This window comes from Microbacterium sp. KU4F (genome assembly GCF_056868075.1).
On record NZ_CP200324.1, the window covers coordinates 3241833 to 3254172 of the forward strand.

Annotated in this window: 9 protein-coding genes; 4 read left to right on the forward strand and 5 right to left on the reverse strand. The window is 69.7% G+C overall.

What is annotated here, in order from left to right; all coding sequences use genetic code 11:
• Positions 1–7 precede the first annotated feature (7 nt).
• Both pflB and AC1VNH_RS16040 read right to left on the reverse strand, forming a co-directional pair.
• Positions 8–2284: a formate C-acetyltransferase gene (gene pflB, locus AC1VNH_RS16035; protein WP_483112546.1), complete on the reverse strand. Its 2277-nt coding sequence runs from the start codon at positions 2282–2284 to the stop codon at positions 8–10.
• A gap of 244 nt (positions 2285–2528) precedes the next feature.
• Positions 2529–4139, reverse strand: coding sequence for a Mur ligase family protein (locus AC1VNH_RS16040; RefSeq protein ID WP_483112548.1), 1611 nt, complete (start codon positions 4137–4139; stop codon positions 2529–2531).
• 89 nt (positions 4140–4228) lie between these two features.
• Here AC1VNH_RS16040 and AC1VNH_RS16045 point away from each other — a divergent pair, with 89 nt between their 5' ends.
• Positions 4229–5536: a M50 family metallopeptidase gene (locus AC1VNH_RS16045; RefSeq protein WP_483112549.1), complete on the forward strand. Its 1308-nt coding sequence runs from the start codon at positions 4229–4231 to the stop codon at positions 5534–5536.
• Between the two features lie 6 nt (positions 5537–5542).
• Here AC1VNH_RS16045 and AC1VNH_RS16050 read toward each other — a convergent pair whose 3' ends face one another.
• Entirely contained in the window at positions 5543–7438 is a 1896-nt protein-coding gene (locus tag AC1VNH_RS16050) for a chorismate-binding protein (RefSeq protein ID WP_483112551.1), read from the reverse strand.
• Positions 7439–7680: 242 nt separating this feature from the next.
• Here AC1VNH_RS16050 and ispG point away from each other — a divergent pair, with 242 nt between their 5' ends.
• Positions 7681–8811 (forward strand): flavodoxin-dependent (E)-4-hydroxy-3-methylbut-2-enyl-diphosphate synthase, encoded by a 1131-nt coding sequence (gene ispG, locus AC1VNH_RS16055; RefSeq protein ID WP_483112740.1) that lies wholly within the window; start codon positions 7681–7683, stop codon positions 8809–8811.
• A 245-nt stretch (positions 8812–9056) separates the two neighbouring features.
• On the opposite strand, the gene AC1VNH_RS16060 is transcribed toward ispG, so the two are convergent.
• On the reverse strand, positions 9057–10076 hold the full coding sequence (locus AC1VNH_RS16060; RefSeq protein ID WP_274287688.1) for a 1-aminocyclopropane-1-carboxylate deaminase: 1020 nt from the start codon (positions 10074–10076) through the stop codon (positions 9057–9059).
• Positions 10073–10759, reverse strand: coding sequence for a GntR family transcriptional regulator (locus AC1VNH_RS16065; RefSeq protein WP_483112553.1), 687 nt, complete (start codon positions 10757–10759; stop codon positions 10073–10075). Before AC1VNH_RS16065 ends, AC1VNH_RS16060 begins: the two co-directional genes overlap by 4 nt.
• Before the next feature lie 228 nt (positions 10760–10987).
• On the opposite strand from AC1VNH_RS16065, the gene AC1VNH_RS16070 reads away from it, so the two are divergent.
• Both AC1VNH_RS16070 and AC1VNH_RS16075 read left to right on the forward strand, forming a co-directional pair.
• Positions 10988–11179: an RNA polymerase sigma factor gene (locus tag AC1VNH_RS16070; protein ID WP_483112555.1), complete on the forward strand. Its 192-nt coding sequence runs from the start codon at positions 10988–10990 to the stop codon at positions 11177–11179.
• Complete coding sequence (locus tag AC1VNH_RS16075; protein ID WP_483112557.1) at positions 11170–12282, forward strand: hypothetical protein; 1113 nt, start codon at positions 11170–11172, stop codon at positions 12280–12282. Before AC1VNH_RS16070 ends, AC1VNH_RS16075 begins: the two co-directional genes overlap by 10 nt.
• Positions 12283–12340: the final 58 nt, after the last annotated feature.

Sequence of the window (12340 nt, forward strand, 5' to 3'; positions counted from 1 at the left end):
GACCGTCTCACATTCCCCCGTGGAACGTGCGCGACAGCACGTCGAGCTGCTGCTCACGCGTCAGTCGCACGAAGTTCACGGCGTAGCCGGACACGCGGATCGTCAGTTGCGGGTACGCCTCGGGGTTCTCCATGGCGTCCAGCAGGGTCTCGCGGTTCAGCACGTTGACGTTCATGTGGTAGCCGTTGGAGCTGAAGTACGCGTCCAAGAGGCCCGCCAGGTTGTGGGCACGCTCGTCGGCGGTGCGGCCGAGGCCGGCAGGCACGATCGTGTTGGTCAGCGAGATCCCGTCCTGGGCCTCCGTGTACGGCACCTTCGCGACCGAGAGTGCCGAGGCCAGCATCCCGTGGGTGTCGCGTCCGTTCATCGGGTTGGCGCCCGGTGCGAACGGCTCGCCGGCGCGGCGTCCGTCGGGGGTGTTGCCCGTGGCCTTGCCGTAGACCACGTTCGAGGTGATCGTGAGCACGGACTGCGTCGGCAGCGCGTTGCGGTACATCGGGTGACGGCGAAGCTTCGCCATGAACCGCTCGACGAGCTCCACGGCGATCGCGTCCGCGCGGTCGTCGTCGTTGCCGTAGGCGGGGAAGACCCCCTCGGTGCGGTAGTCGACGACGATGCCGCGCTCGTCGCGGATCGGGGTGACGGTCGCGTACTTGATGGCGGAGAGGGAGTCGGCGGCGACAGAGAGCCCGGCGATGCCGAAGGCCATCGTGCGCAGCACGTCCTTGTCGTGCAGCGCCATCTCGAGACGCTCGTACGCGTACTTGTCGTGCGACCAGTGGATGCAGTTCAGGGCCTCCACGTAGGTCGCGGCGAGCCAGTCCATCATCCGGTCGAAGCGAGCGTCGACGTCGGCGTAGTCGAGGGGACCGTCGCCGACGGGCGTCTCCTCGGGCGCGATCTGCTCGCCGGTGACCTCGTCGCGTCCGCCGTTGATGGCGTACAGCAGGGTCTTGGCGAGGTTCACGCGGGCGCCGAAGAACTGCATCTGCTTGCCGACGCGCATCGGGGACACACAGCAGGCGATGGCCGCGTCGTCGCCCCACTGGGCGCGGATGAGGTCATCCGACTCGTACTGGACGGCCGACGTGTCGATCGAGACCTGCGCGCAGAAGTTCTTGAAGCCCTCCGGGAGCTGCTCGCTCCAGAACACGGTCATGTTCGGCTCGGGTGCGGGACCCAGGTTGTACAGCGTCTGCAGGTAGCGGAAGGAGGTGCGCGTCACCAGCGGTCGGCCGTCCTCGCCGACGCCGCCGATCGTCTCGGTGACCCAGGTCGGGTCGCCGGAGAACAGCTGGTCGTATTCGGGGGTGCGCAGGAATCGCACGATCCGCAGCTTGATCACGAAGTCGTCGACGATCTCCTGCGCTTCGCTCTCGGTGAGCACTCCCCGCTCGAGGTCGCGCTGGACGTACACGTCGAGGAACGTCGAGGTGCGACCGAGCGACATCGCGGCACCGTTCTGCTCCTTCACCGAACCGAGGTAGGCGAAGTAGAGCCACTGGACGGCCTCGCGGGCGGTCGTGGCGGGACCGGAGATGTCGTAGCCGTAAGAGGCGGCCATCTGCTTCAGCTCGCCCAGGGCGCGGATCTGCTCGGCGTGCTCCTCGCGGGCGCGGACGATGTCCTCCGAGAACGGGGTCGTGTCGAGGCCCAGCTTGTCGAGCTTCTTCGCGGCGATGAGGGCGTCCACGCCGTAGAGCGCGACGCGGCGGTAGTCGCCGATGATGCGGCCGCGGCCGTAGGCGTCGGGCAGGCCGGTGATGATGTGCGACCGGCGCGCAGCGCGCACCGAGGGGGAGTACACGTCGAAGACGCCCTCGTTGTGCGTCTTGCGGTACTGCGTGTAGATCGCCTTCAGGGTCTCGTCGACCTCGTAACCGTAGGTCTTGAGGGCGCCCTCGACCATCCGCCATCCGCCGTTGGGCATGATCGCCCGCTTGAGCGGCGCGTCGGTCTGCAGCCCCACGATGAGCTCGTCGTCCTTGGCGATGTAGCCGGGCTGGTGGGCCGTGATCGCGGCGGGCGTGTAGGGGTCGATGTCGTAGACGCCGCGCTCGCGCTCCTCGGGGAACATGGCGGCGAGCGTGTTCCACACCCGCGTCGTGCGCTCGGTGGGTCCCGCGAGGAACGAGCCGTCGCCGGTGTACGGGGTGTAGTTGCGCTGGATGAAGTCGCGCACGTCGACGCCGTCCTGCCACGGGCCGGCCGTGAAGCCGTCCCAGGCCTGGGGCTGGGCGTCCTGCGCGTCGCGGGATACTCCTGCGGGGGTGACGATGCTCATGATGTCGCTTCCTTGTCCTCGTGGGGCTGGTCGCGTCGGGGTGGTGCTCGTCGTCGGGCGCCCGCCCGGCGGGCCTGTTGTCACGCTAGACCCGGGCTGCAGCGGCGTTCCGAGCGTGCACGCCGTGAATAATCACAGAGGTCAGACCACTTAATTCGTTGTGTGGGAACAACAAGGTGCTCGCAACGCCAGGGACCAAGGTCCCACGTGCGATCGAGGCCGCCGTCGGGAGGCGGATGCGGGTTCAGTCCTCGTAAGGAACGGGCCAGCGCGGCTCGGGAACGGGCCATCCGGCGTCGCGCAGTGCGCGGCGGGCGAGTTCGCGAGCGGAGTACGGCGTGCGCTGCCCGCGGATATCACGGTAATCCTGGTGGCCGGGTCCGGCCCAGAGGATCGCGTCGCCCTCGCCGACCAGGGCCACGGCCTCGACGATCGCGCGCTCGGGCGGCGAGAACTCGTGGATCTCCGCATCGGGTCGGGCGCGTCGAGCCCCCTCGATCAGGGTCGCGCGGATCGAAGTCGGTTCCTCGAAACGAGGATGGTGGTCGGTGATGACGAGGATGTCGCTGCCCTCGACGCCGGTGCGCCCCATGTCGTGACGCTTGGTCGTGTCGCGATCGCCGTCGGCGCCGAACAGCATGAGCACACGGCCGGGGGTGACACGGCGGACCGCGGCCAGGGTCTTCTCGAAGGCGTCGGGCGAATGCCCGAAGTCCACGTACACGGCGGGTCCCGCATCGCCCGAGACCCGCTCGGTGCGACCCGGCAGGTAGGCATCGATGCGCGAGCCGTCCAGCGTGTCCACGAGCCGCTGCCACGGATAGCCGCCTTCGTACATCATGACGATGGCGAGCGCCGCGTTGGCGGCCATGTGGCGACCGATCACCGGCACCACGGTCTCGAGGCGTTCGCCGTCGGGGCCGTGGAGCGCGAACCGGGTGCCCTCCTGGCGCTCGTCGATGATCTCGACCCGCCATTCGGCGGTGGCGGCGAGCTGGGCGTCGGCAGCGATGTCGGGCGTCGCGATGGTCGTGAACGGGATCTCGCACCGCGCCACGACGTCGGCCGCTGCGGCCGAGTCGAGCGAGATGACGGCACGGCGGGCGCGGTCGGGGCGAAACAGCGGGAGCTTCGCCTCGAGGTACTCCTGCATGTCCGCGTAGTCGTCGAGGTGGTCGTGGGTGAGGTTCGTGAAGGCAGCGACGTCGAAGACGATCCCGTCGACGCGGTGACGGCTCAGCGCCTGCGCGCTCACCTCGACCGCGACCGCCTCGACGCCCCGCTCGCGCATGAGAGCGAGGAGAGCGTGGAACTCGGATGCCTCGGGCGTGGTCAGGCGCGACACGATCACCTGGCCGGCGATGTGACGTTCGGCGGTCGAGGAGAGCCCGGTCACGACGCCGAGCTGCGAGAGCATGCCCTCGAGGAGGTGGGACACGCTCGTCTTGCCGTTCGTGCCCGTCGTGGCGAACAGCAGGGGGAGCTCGTCATCGATGCCCGTGCCGTAGACCCACGCGGAGAGCTCGCCCATCCGCGCCCGCGGGTTCTCGAGGACGAGCACCGGGACGGGGGATGCGCCGATGAGCTCGGCGCCCGCCGCATCCGTGATGATCGCGACGGCGCCGCGCTCGATCGCCTGAGCAGCGAACTCCGCGCCGTGGCGATTCACGCCCCGGAGTGCCACGAATGCCTCGCCCGGGCGGAGGTCCGCCGTCGCGAGTGTGATGCCGTGCAGCTCGACCCCCTGGGCGTCGCCGCGTACCTCGGCCCTGAAGCGGATCGCGAGATCGCCCAGCGCCCGCGTCGGAGGGTTCTCTGGGCGCAGGACCGGGGGCAGATTCGCGGGCGATGACATGGCCCTCCATTCAATCAGACGCGATCCGTGCCCGTGGCTCGCCGTGGGGTGCACGGCTCACTCAAAGCCGTCGCCGCTACGGTGGTTCGGTGACGATCCTCGCCTTCGTGATCGGTGTCGTGGTGCTTGTCGTCGGCCTCGCCGTCTCGATCGCCCTCCACGAAATCGGCCATCTCCTGCCCGCCAAGGCGTTCGGCGTGCGCGTCGGGCAGTACATGATCGGCTTCGGCCCGACGCTGTTCTCGCGCCGCCGCGGCGAGACGGAGTACGGCGTCAAGCTGCTGCCGCTGGGCGGCTACATCTCGATGGCGGGCATGTACCCGCCCGCGGCAACGGGGGAAGAGGATGCGGAGGACGCCGCGGCGACGCGAGGCCGCGCGGCTCGGCGGCGCGTGTCGTCCCGCTTCTTCCGCACGCTCGTTCAGGATGCACGCGAGGCCAACGCGGAGACGTTGATCGGCGCCGAGGAGCGCACCTTCTACCGGCTCCCCGTCTACAAGCGCGTCATCATCATGCTGGGCGGGCCCTTCATGAACCTGCTGCAGGCGATCGTGCTCTTCACGATCCTCTTCAGCGGGTTCGGAGTTCAGACGGCGACGACGACCGTGTCATCGCTCAGTGAATGCGTGCCGGTCTCGTCGACGTCTCAGGACTGCGCGTCCACCTCCGCGCCGGCCGAGCAGGCCGGCCTCGAGCCGGGTGACACCATCGTCTCGATCGACGGTGTGGCGGTCGCCGACTTCACCGAGGCGACCGCGCTCATCCAGGCGTCGCCGGGGCGGGCGATGAACTTCGTCATCGACCGGGACGGCACGCAGCGCACCGTGACGATCACGCCGGCGGCCGTGCCCAAGGCGGACGACCCGAGCACGGACATCGGCTTCATCGGGGTGCGTCCCACCGGCGCGCTCGTCGCCCAGCCCCTGTGGGCGGGGCCTCAGGCGGCGATCGAGAACGTGGGCGCCGTCGCCGGCATCATCGTGAAGCTGCCGGTGATGGTGGCAGAGACGGCTTCGACCCTCGTCACGGGCGCCGAGCGCGATCCGAACGGTCCGCTGAGCGTCGTGGGCGCGGGCGTGATCGCCGGCGAGATGGCGTCGTCCTCCTCGCCGATCGTCAACCGCGTGGCCGGCATCGTCGGCCTCCTGGGCTCGCTGAACATCGCGCTGTTCGTCTTCAACCTCGTGCCGCTGCTGCCGCTCGACGGCGGGCACGTCGTCGTCGCCCTGTGGGACGGCGTCAAGAGATGGTGGGCGCGCATCGCGCGCCGCCCGGCGCCCCGCCCCGTGGATGCGACGAAGCTGGTGCCGTTGACGTTCGTCGTCGTGGCGGCGCTCGCGGTGATGGGCGGCGTGCTGATCCTGGCAGACCTCATCAACCCGCTGTCGCTGATCTGAGCGGCGTCAGGCCGTCGGCATCCTCAGGGCGGCGGAGATGAGGCGCTGGAGTGTCCGCATCCCGTCGCGGGACAGGATGGACTCCAGGTGGCCCTGCACCGAGGCGAACCCGTCCCCGCGCAGCGCGTAGACGTCGCCCGACACGGGATCGGCCGACACCTCGGCGCCGTCGATGACCGAGGTGCCCGGTGCGACGCGCGCGGTGAAGGTGTTGTAGAAGCCGATGGATGCGGGCTCACCGAACACGTCCACCTCGAGCTGCAGACCCTGGTGCGGGCGGGCCAGCGGCGCGAGCGCGAGGCCGAGCCGGTCCGCGAGGATCTGGTGGCTCAGGCACACGGCGAGCAGCGGGCGGTGGGCGTCCAGGCGGGCGCCGACGATCTCGCGCATCCGACGGATGCGGGCGCTGTCATCGTCGCGGGGGTCGCCGGGGCCGGGGCCCGCGATCACGAGGTCAGCCGCGTCGAGCGTGCCCGCGTCCGCGACGCTCCAGTCGACGATCGTCGTCTCGAGGCCGAGGTGGCGCAACTGGTGCGCGAGCATCGTCGTGAAGCGGTCCTCCGCATCCACGACGACGGCCGTGCGGCCCGCGAAGGGGCCGTCGGAGGAGCCGCTCTGCGGGTTCAGCCAGAACGCTGCGAGGCGCGAGTTGCGGGACGCGAGGAGGGCGGCGATGCCGGGGTCCTCCGCCAGCGGTCGGGCAGCGACGGGTGCGTCGGGGTCCGCGATGCGCGTACGGGGGACGGCGCCGATGGCACCCAGCACGCCCGCGGCCTTGCCGTGGGTCTCGCCGACCTCGCCATCGGGGTCCGAGTGGCGCACGAGCGTGGCGCCGACCGGCACGCGCAGGCGGCCGTCGATGAGGTAGGCGGTGCGGATGAGGATGGGCGCGTCCAGGTCGTGGCCGGTGCCCGCCGCATCCGCCGTCGGCGTGAACAGCGCAGCGACCCCGGAGTAGTAGCCGCGCGGCTCGGTCTCGTGCCGTGCGATCACGGTGCACGCGTTCTGCATGGGCGAACCGGTCACCGTGGGTGCGAACATCGTCTCGCGCAGAATGGTGCGAGGATCCAGCCGCGACGAGCCGCGCAGCATGTACTCCGTGTGCGTGAGCCGCGACATCTCCTTGAGGTGCGGACCGGTGATGCGTCCGCCGTCGGAGCAGACGGCGCTCATCATCTTGAGCTCCTCGTCCACGACCATGAAGAGCTCTTCGGTCTCCTTGGTCGACTCCAGGAACTCGGCCAGTGTCTCCACCGTCGCGCCGGTGTCGGGATGGCGGAACGTGCCGGAGATCGGGTTCATCGTGACGATCCCGCCCTGCGCGCTCACGTGGGCCTCGGGGCTCGCGCCGACGGCGACGTGCCCGTCGGTGACCACCGCGAAGGTCCAGTACGCGCCGCGCTCGTGCTCGAGCAGAGCGCGGAACCAGGTGAGCGCGGTCACGCGCGGATCGGCCGTCACCGACGCGGTGAAGTCGCGCCGGATGACGAAGTTGGCGCCCTCGCCCCGGCCGATCTCGTCGGCGATGACGGTGCGGACGATGTCGGCGTACGTCTCGTCCGACATGTCGAAGCCCGCATCCTCGAGCGGGATGGGGGTCGTGGGGAGGGCGGCGAGCACCTCCTCGCGCGGGAACGAGCGATGCTCGGTGACGACGAGGCAGCGCAGCGGTGCGCCGTCGTCGTGGCAGACGAACCCGCGCTCGCGTACCTGCCGGTACGGCACCAGTGCCAGCACCTCGCGAGGGGTGCCGTCGGCGTCGTGCAGCGGGATGTCCGCGAGCAGCTCGACGTCCACGACGTCGCCGGTGAGCACCTCGACGGTCTGCGTGTCGCGCGCGATGAGCGCGAACGGCGCGGCGGATGCGGTCAGGTCGCTGATCAGGGAGGCGGCGTTGTCCATCTTGGTCGTTCCTTCGTCCAGAAAGCGGCCGCCTCATGAAGAAGGACCGCCCAGGGGCGGTCCGTGTCGCACACGCACACCGCCTACGCGGTGTGCCACCAGGTGCGGTTCGTGTGCATGGCGAGAAAGTACCACATCCATCCATGACCGCTCGGTGACGTCGGGCCGACGTGGGCGCAAGCCTCGGTCCCCACACAGGAGCGGGCGCGTAGGCTGATCGCGTGCCAGCCGTCAACCTCGGGATGCCGCGCGTCCCGGAAATCCTCGCCCCGCGCCGCAAGAGCCGCCAGATCCGCGTCGGCAAGGTTCTCGTCGGCGGGGATGCCCCCGTCAGCGTGCAGTCGATGACGACGACCAAGACGACCGACATCAACGCGACGTTGCAGCAGATCGCGGAGCTGACCGCATCCGGCTGCGAGATCGTGCGCGTCGCGGTTCCCAGCCAGGACGACGCCGATGTGCTGCACATCATCGCGAAGAAGAGTCAGATCCCGGTCATCGCCGACATCCACTTCCAGCCGAAGTACGTCTTTCAGGCGATCGATGCCGGATGCGCCGCCGTCCGGGTGAACCCCGGCAACATCCGCCAGTTCGACGACAAGGTGGGCGAGATCGCGAAGGCCGCATCGGCGGCGGGCGTTTCGCTTCGCATCGGCGTGAACGCGGGCTCGCTCGACAAGCGTCTGCTGGAGAAGTACGGCAAGGCCACCCCGGAAGCGCTCATGGAGAGCGCCGTGTGGGAGGCGTCGCTGTTCGAGGAGCACGACTTCCACGACTTCAAGATCTCGGTTAAGCACAACGACCCGGTGGTCATGGTGAAGGCGTACCGCCTGCTCGCCGAGCGCGGCGACTGGCCGCTGCACCTGGGTGTCACCGAGGCGGGACCTGCATTCCAAGGCACGATCAAGTCGGCGACCGCCTTCGGCATCCTGCTCTCCGAGGGCATCGGCGACACCATCCGTGTTTCGCTGTCCGCGCCTCCGGCGGAGGAGGTCAAGGTCGGCCACCAGATCCTGCAGTCGCTGAATCTCCGCGAGCGCAAGCTCGAGATCGTGTCGTGTCCCTCGTGCGGCCGCGCACAGGTCGATGTCTACACCCTCGCCGACGACGTCACGGAGGGGCTGAAGGACATGACGGTGCCGCTGCGCGTCGCCGTCATGGGCTGTGTCGTCAACGGACCCGGTGAGGCACGAGACGCCGACCTCGGCGTCGCCAGCGGCAACGGCAAGGGGCAGATCTTCGTGAAGGGCGAGGTCGTGAAGACGGTGCCCGAGAGCGAGATCGTCGCGACCTTGATCGCGGAGGCCAACCGCATCGCCGCCGAGATGGGCCCTGGCGCGCCGCTCGGCACCGCCCAGGTCGTCACCGCCTGACCCGCCCGCATCCGCCCGCTGCGGTCTGCGGTTGCCGCTCAGGGTGTTTTCGGTTGCCCGAGTTGCGTCGCATGTGCGCAGATGCCACACCTTTGCGCAGATGCGCCTGTTGGGGACTGGCGCGGTTGCGCAACTGCGTCGCAGTTCGGGCCCGCGGGTGATCGGGCGAGGATGGCCGCGCCGGCCGCTCACGCACGAAGCGCCCCGCATCCGATCGACGGATGCGGGGCGCTTAGCCGAGCGGGTCAGCTCCAGAGGGAGTGGTAGGCGTTGATCGCCGGCTGCCCGCCGAGGTGCGCGTAGAGCACCGTGGAATCCTTGGGGATGTCGCCAGAGCCGACGAGGTCGATGAGCCCGGCGAGCGACTTGCCCTCGTACACGGGGTCGGTGATCATCGCCTCGAGCTGCGCGCCGAGAGCGATCGCCTCCATGGTCGAGTCGACCGGAATCCCGTAGAGCTCGCCCGCCCAGCCCTCGAGCACCTGGATCTCGTCGTCGCGCAGGTCGCGGCCCAGTTCGATGAGCTCGGCCGTGGCGCGGGCGATGCGGCCGACCTGGTCGCGGGTCTTGGCGAGCGTCGCGGATGCGTCGATGCCGAGCACCCGGCGCTTCACGCCGGTGAGGTCCTCCAGCGCGGCGAAGCCCGCGATCATGCCGGCGTGAGTCGAGCCGGTCACGGTGCAGACGACGATCGTGTCGAAGAACACGCCGAGCTGCTTCTCCTGCTCGGCCACCTCGAACGCCCAGTTGGCGAAGCCGAGGCCGCCCAGCGGATGCTCGGACGCTCCGGCCGGGATCGGGTACGGCGTGCCGCCGGCATCCTCCACCTCCGCGAGAGCTTGCCGCCACGAGTCCCGGATGCCGATGTCGAAGCCCGCGTCGTCGAGCCGCGAGTCGGCCCCCATCATGCGGGAGAGCAGGATGTTGCCCACCTTGTCGTTGGTGGGGTCGTCCCACGGCACCCACTTCTCCTGCACGAGGCGCGCCTTCAGGCCCAAGTGTGCGGCGACGGCGGCGACCGCGCGAGTGTGGTTCGACTGGTAGCCGCCGATCGACACGAGGGTGTCCGCCCCCGAGGCGAGCACGTCGGGGACGATGTACTCGAGCTTGCGGACCTTGTTGCCGCCGAAGGCGAGTCCGCTGGAGACGTCTTCGCGCTTCGCCCACACCTGGGCGCCGCCGAGGTGCTGGGTGAGACGCTTCAGGTGCTGCAGTGGGCTGGGCCCGAAGGTGAGTGGGTGGCGGGGGAACTGGTCGAGTTTCATGCGGAGTACTCCTCGGGTGTCGGGGTGTCGGGGGTCTGCGGCTGCTCGACGGCGAGGCTCTGCCAGGTCTGTTCGGCGAGGGCTGCGGCGCCCGCGACATCGCCGTCCGCGCACAGTTCGATGAGTCGCGCGTGGCGCGCGGCCGAGGCGTGCCCTTCGGTCGAGCCGAAGCGCAGGCGCTCGGCGCGCTGGAGCACGGGTTCGTACTGCCCCAGAACGGTGCGTACCGCGGCGTTTCCGGATGCGGCGAGCGCGACGTCGTGGAACGCGTGGTCGGCGGCGAGGGCGGCCTCCACGTCGCCGGCCGCGTGCGCGGCGGTGAAGGCGGCGTTCGCCTCCCTCATCCGTTCGATGTCGTCCACACTCAGGCGGGGGACCGCCGTCTCGACCGCCAGCCGGTGCATGGCCGCGACGACCGCTTGCGCGTCGCGGACGCTCTGCGGGTCGATCGGTGCGACGACGGTCGAGCGGCCGGGGAGGGCGCGGACGAGCCCGGACCGGCCCAGCTCCAGCAGGGCCTCTCGGACGGGCGTGCGGCTCACTCCGAGCCACGCAGCGATCTCCGTGTCGCGCAGCTGCTCGTCGGGTGCGAGGGTGCCGTCGACGATCGCGTCGCGCAGGCGCACGTAGACCTCGTCGCGCAGCAAGGACCGAGGCGGAAGCGTCTGCGAGGGAATCGGCATGCAATATATTGCGCATGACGACGCCCTCTCAGTCAAATCGGCGCGCCGTCCCGGGACATCTGCACGACGCGTGGTGCAGAGGTCGACGCGAGTGACCTCTGCAGCGCGGAACAGGCACCTCGCCGTGCATACGCCACCGGCTTCGAATGAATCAGCGCAGTTCGGGAACCGAACGAGCGATGCCGGACGCGTCATGCGGATGCGCCGTCGGCATCGGATGAGAGCGGGGTGCTCGCCGCGCTGAAGAAGTTGCCGGAGCGGGAGCGGGCCGTTGTGGTGCTGGCGGTGCTCGAGGGGTTCTCGGAGCGGGAGGTCGCGGAGGGTCTGGGCATCGCGCCCGGGACGGTGAAGTCGAGGTTGGCGTGCGCGAAGGCGCGGCTCCGCGACGAGATGGCCGAGATGGAGGCGTCATGGGCGTGAACGATGACCGGCTGTCGGTCGGCGAACAGAACGAGCTGCGCACGCTGGTGACGGCGGGCGCGGGACGGATGCGTGCCGCCCGGCGGCGTCGGATGCAGGCGATCACAGGCGGCGCGGCGGTCGTGCTGGTCGCGGCGGTCGTGGGAGCGGTCGCGCTGACCGCGATGGGCAGCCCGGACCGGATCGCTACCCCGATCGAGACCACCACCACGCCGAGCCCCACACCGACAGTCACGCCTACGCCGGAACCGACGCGGGCGCCGGAATCTCCCGTGCAGGCTCTCGGCGGCGACTGCACGCACGCAATATCCGACGATGAGGTGGCGCTCATCGTCGGCCCTGGTGCCGTGAAGCGCAACTTGTATGTTCAGCCCGCAGTGCTCGGCGGCGTCTCCTGCGAGTGGTTCGCAAGAGGCGAGCAAGGGCAATACATCGTGTTGTCCGTCGGCGCGTACCCCATCGAGGCGGTTCCCGCGAGCATCCGTGAGCGGACTCCAAGCCCCGACTGCGGCGGTATGCCCCTCTGTTTCGCCTCTCGCCAGTTCGGTGATGCGTGGGTGGTCGCCGAAGCGGCGGACATCGCGCTGGCCGAGCAGGCGGTCGACCTCGTCGGACCCCGCGCGCAGGATGAACCCGGTCGGCCGGCAGTCGTGGGACCCGCTCCTTCGCTGCCGGAGTGTGCCGTGCTCGAGACGGCTGTCTCTCAGCAACTGGATGCTCCGGTCATCCCGTTCGCCGGCGACAGTCTGCCGATGGGGATTCAATGGGACCTCGCCAAGGAGACTGGCGTGGCGCAATACTGCACGTTCGCGATGGAGCGTGAACCGTCAGCAGTCCTAGACGGGGAGGCAGGCGTCTCCCGGGTCGAAGTCCTCCTGTCGCGAGGATCAACACTCGTCGATGAGGCACTCTTCGCGGTGCCGGGCGCGGAGTCGGTCATGCTGAGCGACAGCACCACACTCTGGGTCACGCCCGCGACCTCCGTCGAGCAGTTGACAGCGGAGGGTGTGACCGGCAATAGCGTGCTGCGCGTCGATTGGTCCTACGGTGACCCGGAACGCTTGACCGGCCTGTGGCAGGCGCTCAACGCCACGCTCGGCTGACACCCGGGACACTCGGCCCGCCGTGAGCCGTGGCGCTCACGGCGGGCCGCCGCATCCG